The 17,339-nt window shown below is 73.4% G+C and carries 15 protein-coding genes and 1 riboswitch; of the genes, 8 read left to right on the top strand and 7 right to left on the bottom strand.

The features are described from left to right. Positions 1–75: 75 nt before the first annotated feature. Positions 76–1,416: a C39 family peptidase gene (locus AB0H57_RS04105; RefSeq protein WP_357502441.1), complete on the bottom strand. Its 1,341-nt coding sequence runs from the start codon at positions 1,414–1,416 to the stop codon at positions 76–78. Positions 1,417–1,621: 205 nt separating this feature from the next. On the opposite strand from AB0H57_RS04105, the gene AB0H57_RS04110 reads away from it, so the two are divergent. The 4 genes from AB0H57_RS04110 (at position 1,622) to AB0H57_RS04125 (ending at position 6,610) form a co-directional block, all read left to right on the top strand. Further along, the gene (locus tag AB0H57_RS04110; RefSeq protein WP_357502442.1) at positions 1,622–3,490 is read left to right on the top strand and encodes a M14 family zinc carboxypeptidase; all 1,869 of its coding nucleotides are present in this window, start codon (positions 1,622–1,624) and stop codon (positions 3,488–3,490) included. A 98-nt stretch (positions 3,491–3,588) separates the two neighbouring features. Further along, a riboswitch (cobalamin riboswitch) is annotated at positions 3,589–3,672 on the top strand. 112 nt (positions 3,673–3,784) lie between these two features. Next, on the top strand, positions 3,785–4,723 hold the full coding sequence (locus AB0H57_RS04115) for an ABC transporter substrate-binding protein (RefSeq protein WP_357502444.1): 939 nt from the start codon (positions 3,785–3,787) through the stop codon (positions 4,721–4,723). Positions 4,724–4,733: 10 nt separating this feature from the next. Then, positions 4,734–5,825, top strand: a complete 1,092-nt coding sequence (locus AB0H57_RS04120) for an iron ABC transporter permease (RefSeq protein ID WP_357502446.1) — start codon at positions 4,734–4,736, stop codon at positions 5,823–5,825. Between the two features lie 2 nt (positions 5,826–5,827). Continuing rightward, the gene (locus tag AB0H57_RS04125) at positions 5,828–6,610 is read left to right on the top strand and encodes an ABC transporter ATP-binding protein (protein WP_357502831.1); all 783 of its coding nucleotides are present in this window, start codon (positions 5,828–5,830) and stop codon (positions 6,608–6,610) included. Positions 6,611–6,704: 94 nt separating this feature from the next. On the opposite strand, the gene AB0H57_RS04130 is transcribed toward AB0H57_RS04125, so the two are convergent. The 3 genes from AB0H57_RS04130 to AB0H57_RS04140 form a co-directional block, all read right to left on the bottom strand. Further along, on the bottom strand, positions 6,705–7,469 hold the full coding sequence (locus AB0H57_RS04130) for a VOC family protein (RefSeq protein WP_357502448.1): 765 nt from the start codon (positions 7,467–7,469) through the stop codon (positions 6,705–6,707). 95 nt (positions 7,470–7,564) lie between these two features. Further along, the gene (locus AB0H57_RS04135) at positions 7,565–8,302 is read right to left on the bottom strand and encodes an ABC transporter permease (RefSeq protein ID WP_357502450.1); all 738 of its coding nucleotides are present in this window, start codon (positions 8,300–8,302) and stop codon (positions 7,565–7,567) included. A gap of 11 nt (positions 8,303–8,313) precedes the next feature. Beyond that, positions 8,314–9,207 (bottom strand): ABC transporter ATP-binding protein, encoded by an 894-nt coding sequence (locus AB0H57_RS04140; RefSeq protein WP_357502452.1) that lies wholly within the window; start codon positions 9,205–9,207, stop codon positions 8,314–8,316. Positions 9,208–9,374: 167 nt separating this feature from the next. On the opposite strand from AB0H57_RS04140, the gene AB0H57_RS04145 reads away from it, so the two are divergent. After that, on the top strand, positions 9,375–9,983 hold the full coding sequence (locus tag AB0H57_RS04145; protein ID WP_357502454.1) for a hypothetical protein: 609 nt from the start codon (positions 9,375–9,377) through the stop codon (positions 9,981–9,983). 65 nt (positions 9,984–10,048) lie between these two features. On the opposite strand, the gene AB0H57_RS04150 is transcribed toward AB0H57_RS04145, so the two are convergent. Further along, positions 10,049–12,094: an AAA family ATPase gene (locus AB0H57_RS04150; protein WP_357502456.1), complete on the bottom strand. Its 2,046-nt coding sequence runs from the start codon at positions 12,092–12,094 to the stop codon at positions 10,049–10,051. A gap of 185 nt (positions 12,095–12,279) precedes the next feature. On the opposite strand from AB0H57_RS04150, the gene AB0H57_RS04155 reads away from it, so the two are divergent. From AB0H57_RS04155 to AB0H57_RS04165, 3 genes are read left to right on the top strand one after another with little or no spacing between them, the layout of a single operon-like run. Continuing rightward, positions 12,280–12,864, top strand: a complete 585-nt coding sequence (locus AB0H57_RS04155) for a metalloregulator ArsR/SmtB family transcription factor (RefSeq protein ID WP_357502458.1) — start codon at positions 12,280–12,282, stop codon at positions 12,862–12,864. Positions 12,865–12,909: 45 nt separating this feature from the next. After that, positions 12,910–14,178, top strand: a complete 1,269-nt coding sequence (locus AB0H57_RS04160; RefSeq protein WP_357502460.1) for an MFS transporter — start codon at positions 12,910–12,912, stop codon at positions 14,176–14,178. A 33-nt stretch (positions 14,179–14,211) separates the two neighbouring features. Further along, the gene (locus AB0H57_RS04165; RefSeq protein ID WP_357502462.1) at positions 14,212–15,063 is read left to right on the top strand and encodes a menaquinone biosynthesis protein; all 852 of its coding nucleotides are present in this window, start codon (positions 14,212–14,214) and stop codon (positions 15,061–15,063) included. 25 nt (positions 15,064–15,088) lie between these two features. Here AB0H57_RS04165 and AB0H57_RS04170 read toward each other — a convergent pair whose 3' ends face one another. Beyond that, complete coding sequence (locus AB0H57_RS04170) at positions 15,089–16,033, bottom strand: serine hydrolase (protein ID WP_357502464.1); 945 nt, start codon at positions 16,031–16,033, stop codon at positions 15,089–15,091. Further along, a complete protein-coding gene (locus AB0H57_RS04175; RefSeq protein WP_357502465.1) occupies positions 16,033–16,977 on the bottom strand; it encodes a hypothetical protein in 945 nt (314 codons plus the stop codon). Before AB0H57_RS04175 ends, AB0H57_RS04170 begins: the two co-directional genes overlap by 1 nt. Positions 16,978–17,339 lie beyond the last annotated feature (362 nt).

A 17,339-nucleotide genomic window follows, 5' to 3' on the forward strand; every position in this document is an offset into this window, starting at 1 on the left:
CGCGCGTGGGGGCTGAGGGGTTTGACCGGGGGCCCTGCTACACAAAATGCGTTAGGCGGGGCCCCCTCCTTCGGGTTACCAGTTGGTGGAGCCGGGGACGACTGGCCAGGGCTTGTCGGTGGGCTTGATCAGGTACGCGATGCCGCCGGAGCCGCCGGCCACCGTGCCGTTGGCCCGGTAGCGCTTGGTCCGCAGCCAGATCTGCTCGAACTGCTCCCGCTTGTACACGTTGCGCACCTCGGCGTTGGACGACGAGGCCGGGTCGTTGACGATCACGTCCCCGTCGGCGGTGAAGCCGACGACCACGAACAGGTGGCCGGAGGTGCCGTAGTTCGAGCCGTCCAGCTCCTCAGCGAGGAAGGACTGCGAGGTGACGACGGGGATGCCGGCCTTGATGAACCGTTCCACCTCGTCCAGCGAGTGCAGCCGGGTCACCTTGGCGTCGATGCCCGGGAAGCTGGCCGCGTACGCGGTGTTGAACGGCCAGTTGCCCGCGCCCTCGTACTCGTGGTCCCAGGTCATCCGGGCGGCGTGGGCGACCTGCGGGTCGGTGTAGCCGGGGGTGACCCAGGCCAGGTCCGCGGGTGAGGGGCCGCGCCCGTAGTACTCCAGGACCATGGTGGTCGAGGTGGGGCTGCACCAGACCTGGCCGCCGCCGCCCCACTCGGGGTAGTTGCCCCGGTGGATCATCTGGGAGCGGGCCGGCACGGGCAGCTCGGTGCCCCAGGCGATGCCGCCCCTGCTGGGCGTGACGGTGAACCGGTCCGGCACGTTGGAGCTCATCGCGCCGAGCATCCGGACCCGGGGCGAGGCGGTCTGCCCGGGCGCCCGGTAGAGGGTCAGCCGCAGCTGGTACGAGCGCAGCAGCACGCCGGCCTTGGCGTCGTCGATGGCGAAGGTGTCGGTCCAGATGGTCGACCAGGGGTCGCCCTGGCCGTCCAGGGTGGCCCGCTTGATGTCCTGGTCGCCGGAGGCCCAGCGGCCCAGCACGTACCACGGGGTCTGCGCGCCGGTGTTGTACGTGCCGTGCAGCTCGACCTGGATCCAGGTGCCGGCCGGGGTGTCCGCGTTCCACGAGGCGACCAGCTCGGTGGCGTCGAAGCCGATCCGCCGCACGGGCGAGGTCCAGGTGGCGTACTCCCAGGTGCGGGTGGTGCCGCTGTGTTCGTCGGTGAACTCGGTGGTGCCGGCCGGCTGGCCGATGGTGATCCCGGTGCGGTGGCCGGGGAGGGCGTACGTGCCGCGGTGCTCACCGGTACGCCAGTCGGGGTGGCTGGACCAGTCCTGGTAGGTGATCTGCTCGTCGTGCCCGGCCACCGGCAGGTTGTCGCCGGCGCGGGCCGGAACGGTGGTGGCGAGCAGGGTGAGCGCGGTCAGGCCGGCGAGGGTCGCCGTGCGCAGCGGGTTCGTGACCATGGCAGCTCCACAGTGCTGAGGCAGTCTTGCCGTTCACTGTCGCGCCCGGAGGGAACTTTCGCCAGGGGTTCCGCGGAGGAAAATTGTTGCCGAAGTGAGGATCCGGTCGGGATGACCTCAGACAGTGATGGATATTGATCTGGTGAGGTGACTGCTGGTGGAGTGTGCGCACAACGGGATCTCCCGTACCCCGAGGAGGTTTTCCATGGCCCTCCGCACGTCCACCCTTCGCAGGCGCCTGGCGCTGCTCGTCGCCGCCGGGCTCGGCGTCGTCACCGTCGCCGCCACCCCGGCCTCCGCGCGACCCGCGCCGGACCGGACCGACGAGCCGGCCGCCGTCGGCTACCGGGTCGTCGGTCCGCGCACCCTCGCCGACCGGGACGCCGTCGCCCGGACCGGCGCGTCCGTCGACTTCGTCGAGCACGGCAAGCTGCACGTCTCGGCGACCCGTGCCGAGGCCGCCGCCATCGCGCGCCTCGGCTTCACCCTGGAGCGCGAGGCCACCCCGGATCGGCGCGCCGACGGTGACGTCGGCACACTCGCCTTCCCGCCGGCCGACTCCAACTACCACGACTACGCCGAGCTGACCGCCGTGGTGAACCAGGCGGTCGCCGACCACCCGGCCATCGCCCGCAAGATCAGCATCGGCACCTCGTACGAGGGCCGCGACCTGATGGCCGTGAAGATCTCCGACAACGTCGGCACCGACGAGAACGAGCCGGAGATCCTCTTCAACGCCCAGCAGCACGCCCGCGAGCACCTGACCGTCGAGATGGCGATCTACCTGCTCAACCTCTTCACCGACAGCTACGGCAGCGACTCCCGGATCACCAACATCGTGAACTCCCGGGAGATCTGGATCGTGCCCACCGTCAACCCGGACGGCAGCGAGTACGACATCGCCACCGGGTCGTACCGGTCGTGGCGGAAGAACCGGCAGCCCAACAGCGGCTCCTCGAACGTGGGCACCGACCTGAACCGGAACTGGTCGTACCAGTGGGGCTGCTGCGGCGGCTCGTCCGGCACCACCTCGTCGGAGACCTACCGCGGCCCGTCGGCCTTCTCCGCCCCGGAGACACAGGCGCTGCGCAACTTCGTCAACAGCCGGGTGGTCGGCGGGGTGCAGCAGATCAAGGCGAACATCGACTTCCACACCTACTCGCAGCTGGTGCTCTGGCCGTACGGCTACACCTACAGCGACACCGCCACCGGGATGAGCGCCGACCAGAACAACACCTTCGCCACCATCGGCCGGCAGCTGGCGGCCACCAACAGCTACACCCCGGAACAGTCCAGCGACCTCTACATCGCCGACGGCACCAGCATCGACTGGATGTGGGGCGTGCACGGCATCTGGGCGTACACCTTCGAGATGTACCCGGGCTCGGCCAGCGGCGGCGGCTTCTACCCGCCCGACGAGGTGATCCCCGCGCAGACCTCCCGGAACCGGGAGGCGGTGCTGCTGCTCTCCGAGTACGCCGACTGCCCGTACCGGGCGATCGGCAAGCAGGCGCAGTACTGCGGCACGGGTGGCGGCAGCACGGTCTGGTCGGACACCTTCGAGACGGCGACCGGCTGGACGATCAACCCGGCCGGCACCGACACCGCCACCGCCGGCCAGTGGGAACGGGGCACCGCGCAGGCCACCACCTCGTCGGGGGCCAAGCAGCTCACCCCGTACGCCGGCAGCAACGACCTGGTCACCGGCCGGCTGGCCGGCACCGCCGCGGGTGACTACGACGTCGACGGCGGGGTGACCAGCGCCCGGTCGCCGGCGGTGACGCTGCCCTCGACGGGCACCCTCACCCTGTCACTGGCCTGGTACCTGGCGCACGGCTCGAACTCGTCGTCGGCCGACTACTTCCGGGTCAGCGTGCTGCACAACGGCGGCACCACCGCCCTGCTCAACGTCGCCGGGGCGGCCACCAACCGCAACGGCGCCTGGACGGTGTCGAACCTCAACCTCACCCCGTACGCCGGCCAGTCCGTCCGGATCCAGGTCGAGACGGCCGACGCGTCCACCGCGAGCCTGGTCGAGGCGGCTGTGGACAACATCACCATCACCAGTTCCTAACCCCGAGGCGGGGCCCCGGTCCGCCCCCGCCGGGGCCCCGCCACCCCTTGTCGGTCTCCGGGCGTGCGCTACGGTGCTACCGACCGTTCCGCAGCGAAGCCGGTGGGAAACCGGCGCTGTCCCGCAACTGTGATGCCCCATCGCAACCGGCCCCCGGCCGGCGGCGGTGCGGACGAGCCAGGTCGCCTGCGGCGCGGTCGCGACACGCGCTCTCGAGGAAGGGCGCCTCGCGGACGGGCGGCCATCGCAGCCCTGTCGGCGAAGCACCACGCTCCTCGACCGACAGGAGGACCGATGTCCAGACGTACCCCCCGGGTGTTCACCGCCCTGCTCGCGGCCGCCGCGCTGACCCTCGGCGGCTGCGCCGAGCAGGCCGCCGACCCCACCCCCGCGGCCGGCGGCGGCTCCCCGGCCGCCAGCTTCCCGGCCACCGTCGGCGACCTGACGCTGGAGAAGCGGCCCGAGAAGATCGTCTCGCTGTCGGCGGCGGCCACCGAGATGCTCTTCGCGATCGGCGCCGGCCCGCAGGTCACGGCGGTCGATGACCAGTCGAACTACCCGCCCGAGGTGCCGAAGAGCGACATCTCGTCGTTTCAGCCGAACGCCGAGGCGATCGCCGGCAGGGCCCCCGACCTGGTGGTGCTCTCCGACGACCGGAACAAGATCGTCGACCAGCTCACCAAGCTGAAGATCCCGGTGTTCCAGACCCCGGCGGCCAAGACGCTGGACGACACGTACCGGCAGCTCACCGAACTGGGCACGCTCACCGGCCACCCGGCCGAGGCCGCCGACCTCACCACCCGGATGAAGGACGACATCGCCAAGCTGGTCAAGGACCTGCCGCAGCGGTCGACGAAGCTGACCTACTTCCACGAGCTCGGCCCGGAGTTCTACACCGCCACCAGCGCCACCTTCATCGGCTCGCTCTACGCGCTGGCCGGGCTGGAGAACATCGCCGACCCGTCGGACGCCGACGGCAAGGCGGCCGGCTACCCGCAGCTGTCCCAGGAAGTGATCATCAAGGCCGACCCCGACCTGATCTTCCTCTCCGACACGAAGTGCTGCCAGCAGACGCCGGAGACGGTCAAGGCCCGCAGCGGCTGGGCCGACCTCAAAGCGGTGAAGAACAACCAGGTCATCGCGCTCGACGACGACATCGCCTCGCGCTGGGGCCCGCGCGTCGTGGACCACGTCCGGGCGATCGTCGACGCGGTCGCCAAGGTGCCGGCGTGACGGTGCGCCGGTGACCACCGAGACACCCGTCCGGCCGGCCGGGACGCGCCCCGCCGCGTCCCGGCCGGCGGGACTGCGCAATCGCTGGCTCGCCGTCGGGGTGGGCGCCGTGCTGGTCGCGCTGGTGGCCGGCGTCTCGCTCGGCCCGGTCAGCCTGCCGCCGGGCAGCGTCGCCGTCGAACTGCTCAACCTGCTGCCCGGGGTGCACCTGGACAGCGGGCTGACCGCCAGCGAGGCGGTCATCGTCACCGAGCTGCGGCTGCCCCGGGCGGTGCTCGGGCTGCTGGTCGGCGCGCTGCTGGCGCTGGCCGGCGGCGCGTACCAGGGGGTGTTCCGCAACCCGCTGGCCGACCCGTACCTGCTGGGGGTGGCGGCCGGCGCCGGGCTGGCGGTGACCGTCGCGATGGTCCTCGGGGCCAACGCGGAGGGGTTCACCGGGATGTCGCTGACCGTCCCGCTGGCCGCCTTCGTCGGCTCGCTCGGGGCGGTGGCGCTGACCTACCTGCTCGGCGCGGCCGGCGGTCGGGACCGCTCCCCGGCCACGCTGATCCTGGCCGGGGTGGCGGTCTCCGCGTTCCTCGCCGCCGGCCAGACCTGGCTGCTCCAGCGGCACGCCGACACCATCCAGCCGGTCTACTCCTGGCTGCTCGGGCGGCTGGTTACCGCCGGCTGGTCCGACGTCCGGCTGGTGCTGCCGTACTTCCTGGTCACCGCCGTGGTGGTGCTGCTGCACCGGCGGGAGTTGGACGTGCTCTCCCTCGGCGACGACGAGGCCACCAGCCTCGGCCTGCACCCGCAGCGCTCCCGCTACCTGCTGATCGCCGCCGCGTCGCTGGGCACCGCCGCGGCGGTCTCCGCCTCCGGGCTGATCGGCTTCGTGGGCATCATCGTGCCGCACACCGTCCGGCTGCTGGCCGGCTCCAGCTACCGGGTGGTGCTGCCGCTGTCCATGCTCTTCGGCGGCGCCTTCCTGGCGCTGACCGACGTGGCGGCCCGGACCGCCGCCGCCCCGCAGGAGATCCCCATCGGGGTGGTGACCGCGCTGCTCGGCGGCCCGTTCTTCGTACTGGTCCTGCGCACCGCCCGGCGGGTGTTCCCGTGAGCATCCCGGCCCCGAACGCCATCGAGGTCCGCGACCTGCGGGTGACCCTGGACCGGGCGCCGATCCTGACCGGGGTCGACCTGACCGTCGCGCCCGGCGAGTGGGTCACCGTGATCGGCCCGAACGGCGCCGGCAAGTCGACCCTGCTGCGCGCCGTCGGCGGCCTGCTGCCCACCGGCCCCGCCGTCTCCCTCTTCGGTACGCCGCTGCGCGCCCTGAAGCCCCGCGAGCGGGCCCGGGTGGTGGCCACCGTGGCGCAGTCCCCGGTGGTGCCCGCCGGCATGTCGGTGCTGGACTACGTCCTGCTCGGGCGCACCCCGTACATCCCGCCACTCGGCCGGGAGTCGGCCGCCGACCTGGCCGCCGTGCACGACGTGCTGGACCGGCTGGACCTGAACGCCTTCCACGGCCGGGAGCTGGCCACCCTCTCCGGTGGCGAGCGGCAGCGGGTGTTCCTGGCCCGGGCGCTCGCCCAGGGCGCCACCCTGCTGCTGCTCGACGAGCCGACCAGCGCGCTGGACATCGGCCACCAGCAGGAGGTGCTGGAGCTGGTCGACCAGCTCCGCCGGGAGCACGGCCTGACCGTGCTCGCCACCATGCACGACCTCTCCGTCGCCGGTGAGTACGCCGACCGCCTGGTCCTGCTCGCCGCCGGCCGGGTCGTGGCGGCCGGCCCGCCGCCCGAGGTGCTCACCGCGGAGCTGCTCGCCACCCACTACCGCGCCCACGTCCGGGTCATCCCCGGCACCCACGGCCCGCTGGTGGTCCCGGTCCGCCCGAGGTGAAAGGCGGGGCCCCCGGTTAACGCATTCCGTATGGGCGGAAGCCCCGGTTAACACCTCCGCCGCCGCGGCGGGTGCCGCGGGGGTGCGGGTGGGATCAGCGGGCGAGGGCGGTGACCGAGAAGAGTGCGCCGGCCGGGTCGCGGAGGGCGGCGGTACGGCCGCGCGCCAGGTCCCGGGGCGGGACCAGGACCGTGCCGCCCAGCTCGGCGGCGCGGGCCGCGGTGGCGTCCGCGTCGGCGACCGCGAAGAACACCGACCAGTACGCCGGCAGGTCGTCCGGGTAGCCGTCGCCGAGCGGCGGCATCATCCCGGCCACGATGCGCGTGCCGCACCGCCAGCGGGTGTACTCGGTCCCGTCCGCCGGCAGGCTCTCCGGGTGCCAGCCGAAGACCAGCTCGTAGAAGACCCTCGCGCCCTCCGGATCGGGGCTGACCAGCTCGTTCCAGCACATCGCCCCGGGGGCGTCGAACAGCTCCGCCCCGCGCATCCGCATCGGCTGCCAGACGCTGAACACCGCGCCGGCCGGGTCGCTGAAGACGCCCATCCGACCCTGGTCGAGGACGTCGAACGGGGCGATCAGCACCTGACCGCCGGCGGCCTCGACCCGGGTGGCCGCCAGGTCGGCGTCGTCGGTGGCCACGTACGTCGACCAGATCGGCACCTGGTCGGCGGTGGCCGGCGGGCCGGCCCCGGCGACGGCCCGGTCGTTCTTCAGGAAGGTGGTGTAGCCGCCCGCCTCCGGTTGCGGCGCCACCCGCCCGGTCCAGCCGAACAGCTCGGAATAGAAGCGTTTCGTGCCGGCCAGGTCGGGGGTGGCCAGGTCGGCCCAGCAGGGCGTGCCGGGCTCGATGGCGCTCACGAGGACCCCTCTCGGCCGGGGGCGGCCCGGACGGCACGCCCTGCCGGCATCGTGGCACTGTAACGACGGCGGGCGCGGAGGAATCAGACAAAACGTCAGCTGAACCGGCGGCCCTCGTCCCGCCGGTACGCCCACCCGGCCAGCCCGGCCAGCGCCACGATCCAGACGCCGAGCATGCCGAGGGCCACCGGGTCGGGACGCCAGTCGGTGACCGCCGCCCACATCAGCTCCACCGCACCCCGGCTGGGCAGGTACGGCGCGATCACCTTGACGAACCCGGGCGCGTCGTCCGGCCCGGAGAGCAGGCCGCCGCCGAACGCCAGCGGGAAGAAGATCACCTGCGCGACCACGATCGCCGCCTTGCTCGGCAGCGAGTAGCCGATCGCGAGCCCGAGCAGCGTGAACGGCACCGACACCGCGGCGACGCCGACCGCGCCGAGCAGGAACTGCACCGGGCTCACCCGGGCCGCGGTGGCCACCGCCGCGATCACCACCACCGGCAGCATCGCCAGGTAGGTCAGCGCCAGGCCGGCCAGGATCCGGCCGGCCAGCCGCGGGCCCGGCCCGGCCGGCAGGGTCCGGGTGTACGGGTTCCACGGCTGGTCGCGGTCCTCGGCGACCCCGATGCCGTACTGGAAGACGTTGGCGCTCAGCACCGCGAAGGTGACCATCGCGGCGGTGGCGTAGGTGGCGCCGACCGGGTCGTCGCCGGCGAACGGCACCACGAAGAAGAGCATCGCCGCGGCGGGGAAGAACATGCTGCCCACTACCGCGATCGGGACCCGGAGGATCTCCAGCAGCTGGTAGCGGGCGTGGAGCAGGGCGAGCCGCACGTCGTACCTCCTCAGGCGGTGACGGTGGTGGCGGGCGGCGCGTCGCCCTCGGTGATGGCGAGGAACGCCTCCTCCAGCGAGGTGGACCGTACCTCCAGGTCGCGGAACGCCACCCCGGTGGCGACCAGGTCGCGGACCAGTTGGTCGGCGTCGGCGGTGAGCAGGTGGATACGGCCGTCGGTGCGCGCCGCGCTGACCACCCCGGGCAGCTCCGGCAGCTGGTCGGCGGACAGGCTGACCCGGCGTACGCCCACCATGCCGCGGATCGCGTCCACCGTGTCGTCGGCGAGCACCCGGCCCCGGCCGATCACCACCACCCGCTGCGCCAGCGCCTCCACCTCCTCCAGGTAGTGGCTGCTCAGCAGCACCGTCCCGCCCTCGGCGTGGAAGGCGCGGACGGCCTCCCACAGGGTGTGCCGGGCCGCCACGTCGAGCCCGGTCGTCGGCTCGTCGAGCACCACCAGCCGGGGCCGGCCGACGAAGGCCAGCGCCACCGCGAGCCGGCGACGCTGGCCGCCGGAGAGCCCGCCGGTCTGCCGGCGTGCCTGGTCGGCGAGGTCGAACCGGTCGAGCAGCTCGGCGCGGGGCACCGGGTCCGGGAAGTGCGCGGAGACGAAGTCGACCACCTCGACGACCCGCAGCGTGCCGGGCAGCCCGGTCTCCTGCGGGGTGACGCCCAGCGCGCGCCGGGACGCCGCGTCGCGCGGGTCCCCGCCGAACAACTCGACCCGGCCGGCGGACGGCTTGCGCAGGCCGACCAGCAGGTTGATCAGGGTGCTCTTGCCGGCGCCGTTCGGCCCGAGCAGGCCGACGACCTCGCCGGCCCGGACCGCCAGGTCGACCCGGTCCAGGGCGACGACGTCGCCGTACCGGCGGGTGACCTGCTCGGCGCGCGCGAGGATCATGGTGGCTCCCTGGGGTTGCGGTCCGTCGAGTGTGCCGCCCACCGTTGTAGCGTCCCGCCGCCACCCGCCCCCGTCGTGCCGCCCTCCGTCGTGCCGGGCATCATCGTCTGATGTGGACCGGAGGAGGGCGACATGACCGTGCTTGACCGGGTCGAGGCGGTGACCCGATGACGCCGACCCGGTACCCCGACCGGCTGCGTGAGCTGGTCGAGCCGGGTGAGCGGGTGCTCGGCGTGGCGCAGGCGGAACTGGCGAACGGGGTACGCCCGAAGGAGCCACGGGACGCGCCGCAGCCCCCGCGTACCCCGGTGTCCGGCGGCCTGCGTTACCGGGTGCTGGGCGGGCTGCTGAGCGTACTGTCGCCCGCCGTCGTCTTCGAGGCGGGCGACCGGCTCGTCGACCGGGTCGTCTACGGCGTGGCCGGCCGGGGCGCCCGGGGTTCGGCCGCGTCCTGGCTGGTGCACCGGCACTGGCTGGCGGGGCACGGGCCGGGGCTGCGGGAGACCCTGGTCGCGGTCACCGACCGCCGGCTGCTGATCTGCCGTACCGGCCGGGTCGCGCTCTTCTCCCGGCGGGGCCACGACGCCGAGCTGGCCGGCATGGAGATCGTCTGGTCCGCGTCCCGGGGGGAGGTCGCCGGGGCCCGGGTCGGCTGGCACCGGCTCAATCCGAAGCGGCTGCGGATCGACTTCACCGACGGCTCCTGGGTGGCCCTCACCGTGCCCATCGCCGAGTCCGGCGCGCCGCTGCGCGCGATCGCCGCGGCCCTGCGCTGACCCGGCCCGAGGTGTCAGGAGGGGCCCCCGCCTATACGGAATGCGTTAAGCGGGGCCGCCTCCTTTCATCCGAGCGGGGTGGGGAGGGGGGTGGTGTGCAGCACGGTGAGGCGGGACACCGCCCGGGTCAGCACCACGTACAGCCGGTGCAGGCCGCGCGGCTCGGCGGCCACGATCGCGGCGGGCTCGACGACCACCACGTGGTCGTACTCCAGGCCCTTCACCAGGGTCGCCGGCACCACGGTGACCCGCGCCGTGGCCTCGACGTCGTCGGCGGTCGCGGTCTCCACGCCGGCGGCGGCCAGGGCCGCCCGGAGCCGGTCCACCTCGTTGTCCGCGGCGATCACCCCCACCGAGCCGTCGTGTGCCAGCGCCGCCCGGACCTCGGCCACCGTCGCCGCCGCCAGCTCCTCGACGGTACGCACGTCCAGCGTCCCGTCGCGGCGCAGCGACTCGGCCGGGGGTACGTCGACGGCGAGCGCGGGTAGCAGCCGGTTCGCGAACGCCACCACGACGGCGGGCACCCGGAAGCCGACGCTGAGCGGGACCACCGTCGCGTCCGGCTTGCCCAGGTGGGCCAGGGTCTCCCGCCAGTCCCGGGCGGCCCACGGGGCGGTGCCCTGGGCCAGGTCGCCGAGGAGGGTGATCGAGCCGTGTTCACTGCGCCGGGCGATGGCCCGGCACTGCATGGGGGAGAGGTCCTGCGCCTCGTCCACCACCACGTGCCCGAAGCCGGCCGGCCGCTCGATCAGCCCGGCCGCCTCGTCGACCAGCACCGCGTCGGCGGCCGTCCACCTGGTCGCCTTCGGCGTGCGGCCGAGCCTGGTCCCGGCTCCCCGGGTCGGCCCGGCGAGCAGCAGCTCCTGCTCCTGCCCGGTGAGCAGCCCGTCGGCGGCGGCGGCGAGCCGGTCGGGGTCGCCGAGCAGGGTGTGCAGCAGCCCGTCCGGGGTGAGCGCTGGCCAGACCGCGTCGAGGAACGTGGTCACCGGCGTGGCCTTGCCCATCCGGCGTAGCCAGGCGTCGCTCGGGGACTCCGCCCGCCGCGCCTCGGCCTGGCGTTGCAGCAGCCCCACCACCCGGGCTCGGACCCGCTCGCGTCCGGTGGCGTACGGCAGCCCCTCGGCACGGGTCTCCTCGACCAGCCGGTGCAGCGGGTCCAGGCCGATCCGCCAGCGGAACGAGCCGTCCGACACCATGATCGGCTCGGTGGGCGCGCCGATGTGCGCGTCGACCGCCCGGCGCAGCAGCTCGGCCATCCGTACGTCGTGCTTGAGCGCCGCCACGGCGGGGTCCTCGACCGCGCGGACCGGCACCCGGGCGATCAGGTCCTCCACCGTGGCCTGCTCGACCTCGACCTCGCCGAGCGCGGGCAGCACCGCCGCGATGTACGACAGGAACGCCCGGTTCGGCCCGACGATGAGCACCCCGGACCGGCGCAGCCGTTCCCGGTGCAGATAGAGCAGGTACGCGGCGCGGTGCAGCCCGACCGCCGTCTTGCCGGTGCCCGGCGCGCCCTGCACGCAGATCGAGTCGGCCAGGTCGGCCCGGACCAGCTCGTCCTGCTCCGGCTGAATGGTGGCGACGATGTCCCGCATCGGCCCGACCCGGGGCCGCTCGATCTCGGCGGTGAGGATCCGGCTGGCGGTGCCCCGCTCCTCGCCGCGGTCCAGGTGTTCGTCCTCGAAGCTGGTGAGCACCCCGGTGCTGAAGCCGAACCGGCGCCGGACGGCGACGCCCTGCGGGTCGCGGGCGCTGGCCCGGTAGAACGACCGGGAGACCGGGGCTCGCCAGTCCAGCACCAGCGGCTCGCCCAGGTCGTCGGTGACGTGCCGCCGTCCGACGTGGTACTCCCGCCCGGCGTGGTCCGGATCGAGCTCGCCGAAGTCGAGCCGGCCGAAGAACAGCGGGGTGGTCGGGTCGTCGGCCAGCTCCTTGACCCGGCGGGCCATGTGCCGGCCGAGCTGTTCGGCGGTGTACGCGTCGCCGGCTACCTTGTTGCCGGTGGCGAAGAGCGCCTCGGCCCGGTCGCGCATCCGGCGCAGGGCGGCGCGGGAGGCGTCCAGGTGGGCGCGCTCCGCCTGGAGGTCGGTGTCGAGATCGGTTGGGGACACGTCTGATCCTCACGGATGGCTCGCTGCTCGCTCGCGTCTCCGGGGCGGATGGCCGGCGCCCGGCGCGGGACGTCCGCTGCGGTGCTGTCTCACCCCGGCCGTCAGGCGGTCGTCAACGTTAGTCGACCGCGCCCCACGCTTCCAGAGCATTTCCCGCCGGCCCGGCGAAGCGGGATCATGTGGGCATGACGGAGGCGCGCCGCGAGCCGCGCCGGGTGACGATCAGCGACCCGCAGGTGATGCGCGCGCTGGCCCATCCGGCCCGGATCTCGATCATGGAATACCTGAGCACGCTGGACGGCGGCGCGACCGCCACGGAGTGCGCGGAGATCGTCGGCCTGTCGCCGAGCGCGACCAGCTATCACCTGCGGGAGCTGGCCAGGTCGGGGCTGGTCGAGCAGGCGGCCAGCCGGGGGGACGCGCGGGAGCGGGTCTGGCGCAGCGCCGGCCGGGGCTACTTCGTCGACGCCGGCCAGGCGGCCGGCCCGGAGGCGCGCGCCGCCGAGGTGGCGCTGGTCGAGGCGCACCTGGCCCGGGACGCCGAGCGGACCCGGGACTGGTTCCGGCGCGCCGGGGACGAGCCGCCCGAGTGGTACGAGACGGCGCTGTTCAGCGACACCGTCCTGCTGCTCACCGCCGCGGACCTGGCCGAGCTGAACGAGAAGGTGCTGGCGCTGTTCGCCCCGTACCGGCAGCGGGACCGGCGCGGCGACGCCCCGGCGGGCGCGCGCCTGGTGGCCGCTCAGTACAAGGTGCTGCCGCTGTCGTAGCCGCAGGTCTTGTGTGGATCAGTTGTGAAGGATTATTTTCGAAATATGTCCTTCACAACTGGCGATTCGCGCTGGGCCGACGTCTGGATCGCCGCCGTCACCCGCGGCACCACGATCTGCGGCGAGTTCCTTGCCGCCACCGCCCTCGCGCTCGCCCTCCAGGGCGCCGGCGCCAGCGGGCTCGCCGTCTCCGGCCTGCTGCTCGCGGCCACGCTCCCGCTGGTGCTGCTCGCGCCGCTGACCGGGCGGCTCGCCGACCGGTGGGACAGCCGGACGCTGCTGATCACGGTGGGCGTCCTCCAGTCCGGGGTCTGCCTGCTGCTCGCGTACGCCGAGCACCCGCTCCTCATCGTCGCGCTGATCGGCCTGCTCGCCTGCGGCCTGGCGGTGACCCAGCCCTGCCTGGCGGCGCTGCTGCCGACCATGGTCCGGCCGGCGGACCTGCCCCGGGCCAGCGCGATCCACCAGACCGCGGTCTCGGTCGGCGCGCTCGGCGGACCGGCGCTCGCCGGCCTGCTGGTCGGCCAGTTCGGCACCCGGGTGCCGCTGCTGCTGGACGCCGCGAGCTACCTGGCCCTGGTCGGCGCGGGCCTGCTGTTGCGCACCCGCCGGGGCGGTCGGCGGACCTCCGCCGCAGCGGCGGTGGGCGGCCCGACGCCGGTGTGGCGGCTGCGCCGGGACCCGCTGATGCTGGCCATGGTGGTGACCACCGCGGCGGTGATCACCGCGATCGGGGGCATCAACGTGATCGAGGTGTTCTTCATCCGGGAGACCCTGTCCTCCTCGACCACCATGTACGGCCTGGTCGGCGCGGCCTGGATGGCGGGCATGCTGCCGGGGAGCTGGCTCGCCGCCCGGCTGGCCGGCCGGCTCACCTCCGACGGCGCGCTGGTCTACGGGGTGCTCACCACCCTGGGCGGCTGCGCGCTGATGGTGGTGTTCGCCGCGTTCGTCCCGACGGCCGCGTTCCTGATCCCGCTCTGGCTGGTCGGCGGGGCGGCGAACGGCGTCGACAACGTCTTCGCCAACCTGCTCACCGCCCGGCGGGTGCCGGAGGCGGCACGTGGCCGGGCGTACGCGGTGAACGGCGCGGCGGTGCAGGGCGGCTCGATGGCCGGCTACCTGATCGGTGGCGCGCTGCTGACGGTGCTGCCGCCCCGGCCGGTGATCGCCGGCCTCGGGGTCGCCGGCCTGCTGGTGGTGGCGACGTTCGTGCCGTTCGCCGCCCGGGCGGTCCGGCAGGCCGGGGAGAGCGCGGCGCCGCCGGCCGCCACCGGCGATGCGGAGTTGGCCACTCCCGGGGCCGCCCGGTGAGCCCGCGCCGGGCGACGGGGATACGGTCAAGTCATGGTCGATCGCGTCGCGCGCCCCCGGGTCGGGCACATCCAGTTCCTGAACTGCCTGCCGATCTACTGGGGCCTGATGCGCTCCGGTGCCCTCATCGACGTCGACCTGCACAAGGACTCGCCGGACCGGCTCAGCGCCGCGCTGGTCGCCGGCGATCTGGACATCGGCCCCATCTCCCACGTGGAGTACCTGCGGCACGCCGACGAGCTGCTGCTCCTGCCCGACCTGGCCGTCGGCAGCGACGGGCCGGTGCTCTCCGTCAACGTGGTCTCCACCCGGCCGCTGGCCGAGCTGGACGGCGCCCGGGTTGCGCTCGGCTCGACCTCGCGTACCGGGGTGCTGCTGGCGCAGTTGCTGCTGGCCGAGCGGTACGGGGTGCGGCCGGAGTACTTCCGCTGCCCGCCCGACCTGACCCAGATGCTGCTGGAGGCCGACGCCGGGGTGCTGATCGGCGACGTGGCGCTGCGCGCGCTCTACGAGGCGCCCCGCCGCGGGCTGGAGGTCACCGACCTCGGGCAGGCCTGGCGGGACTGGACCGGGCTGCCGATGGTCTTCGCCGTCTGGGCGGTACGCCGGGACTTCGCCGCCGCTCACCCGGGCCTGGTCAAGGAGGTGCACGAGGCGTTCCTGCGCTCCCGGGACCTCTGTCTCGCCGAGCTGGACCAGGTGGCCGAGGCGGGCGCCCGCTGGGAACCGTTCGACGCGGCGACCCTGGCCACGTACTTCCGGGCGCTGGACTTCTCGCTCGGCGAGCGCCAGGTCGCCGGGCTGCGCGAGTTCGCCCGCCGAGCCGCCGCGATGGGCGAGGTCCCGCCGCTGCCCGAGGGCGGCCCGGAGTTCTTCGCTGGCTGACCGCCCGACCGCGCCGGGTTCGGGCTCAGACGGCCGGGCGGAGCAGGGCCTTGGTGATGCGCTGGCAGTTCTGCATGCCGTAGTCGTAGCCCAGACCGATCGGGTAACGGACCATCACGCCCATCGTCCAGGTGTCGCCGATGGCCAGGCAGTTGATGTGGATCTCCTGCTCGCGCTGCCGGTCGATCCAGCCGTTCTTGATGGCGATGGTCTTGCGCTCGGCGGCCGGGAACGCCTTGCGGATGCCGAAGTCGCCGGGGGCGTTGACCTGCCGCATCTCGTTGAGCAGCCACTTGGTCCACTTCGGCCCGGCGGCCCGGCCGTCCTTGATGCAGAGCCCCATCCGGGCCGTGTCGCGGGGCGAGAGGTTGGTCCGGCTCCAGCCGCCGTCGGCGGCCGGCTTGCTGTCGGTCAGGCCGCACTTCGAGATCAGTCGCTTGATCGACGGGGTCCGGCCGACCAGGTTGTAGAACTGCTCGGCCCGGGTGTTGTCGCTGTCCCGGATGACCTTCGTGGCGTCGGCGAGCCGGGCGTCGCTCGGCGTCTTCCCCTGCTCGGTGGTACGGCGCAGGTAGTCGGCCACGATCCACGACTTGATCATCGAGGCGGTGGTGCTGGTCTGCGTCATGTTCTTCGAACCGATGAACGTGCCGGTCCGGGTGTCCAGCACGCTCCACGAGTACCAGCCCTTGATGCCGAGGCCGTCGAGCGAGCGCGCCTGGAACGGCAGCGGCTCCAGGGGCGGCGTGGGCGAGGGTGTCGGCGAGGGGCGCGAGCTGCGGTTGGTGGGCGCCCCGGTGGACCGGTCCGGCGCCGAGCCGGACCAGCTCGGCGCGGCGGTGGCGAGCGGGGAGCCCGGCACCAGCCGCAGCGAGACCAGCGCCACCCCGACCAGAGTGATCACGACCGCCAGGAACAGCAGCGGCGAGTTCCGGTTGCGTCGCCGGGGGGCGCGCCGGGTGCCGGCCATCAGAGCTTCCCGGCCGGCGACGCCGCCGGCGTGGCGCCGGGCTGCGCGGTCACCAGCTGGGTGGCCACGCTGGCGCAGACCTTCGCGCCGTACGTCAGACCCTGTTCGGTCGGGTACCGCATCATCACTGCGAGGCTCCACTTGTCGGTCACGGCGAGGCAGTTGACGTGCCAGTTGCTGTCGTACTGCAACGGGGTCCAGCCGTTCTTGATGCTGACCCGGGTCCGATCGGTGATCGACGGGGGCAACCCGTCGATGATGCCCCATCGACCACCGCCGAAGCGCTTCTGCTGCTCCTCGACCGAGCCGCGAACCTTCGACATCTCGTCCAGCACGAATCCGGTCCAATTCGGCCCGGCGGCCCGGCCGCCGGCGACACAGTCGCCCAGCCGTACCGCGTCGCGGGGGGACATCTGGGTGAAGCTCCACCAGCCGAGGTAGCCGGGCACGGTGCCGGGACGGGTGTCGGTCAGCCCGCAGGTGGAGATCATCCGGTCGATGGTGGCGGGGCCGCCGGCCGCCTTGTAGAGGACGTTGGCCGCGTCGTCGTTGCTGTCCCGGATCGCGGTGACCACGTTCTGCCGCATCTCCTCGGGCGGCTCCTGGTCGCCGAGCCCGCGCAGGTAGTCCGCGGCGAACCAGACCTTGATCATCGACTCGGTGGAGCTGGTCAACGTCATGTTCGCCGCGCCGGAGATCCCGCCGGTGGTGCGGTCCAGCAGCGCCCAGGAGAAGAACTCGCCGTCGAAGTCCACCGAGACCGGGCCGGCGGCCAGGGTGGCCGGGCCGGTCACCGTGGCCTGCGGCACGGCCACCCGGTCCGCGGCGCCGTTGCCGGTGACGACGTCGTCGCCGACCAGCCGGGCGTACGCGGTGGGAGCCACCGCGACGCCGCCCGCGAGCAGGGCGGCCGCGGCCAGCGCCAGGGTCATGCGAGGTCGCATGAGCGGGTGAACTCCAGATGTCGGGGCCGGGGGGACCGGCGGCTGTGGCGAAATGTGCGGCCTGACCGGCCGGGGGACGCGGCCTTCGCCGGGCTGGCGATCGTCAGGAGCCGATCGTTCTGGCCCGGAAGTCTACGTCCGGACGGGCGACGCACCAGGGTCCGACGCGCCTGGGACGGCCCGGAGCACGGGAAAAAGAGTGGCTTTGCCATGCTTGGGAGGATTCACCTTCTGAAAGTGGCCGACGTCACACCGGTCGGGCGCTCCGAGTCCCCGCGAGGTGCCCGCCGTCCCAGCGGTTCCGGTCACCGGAATCCTGTTACACGCCTCTGGCGTGCTGATCGTCGAGCTGTAACACTGTC

The sequence above is a fragment of the Micromonospora sp. NPDC050686 genome, assembly GCF_040654475.1.
In the GTDB taxonomy this organism is placed as follows: Bacteria; Actinomycetota; Actinomycetes; order Mycobacteriales; family Micromonosporaceae; genus Micromonospora.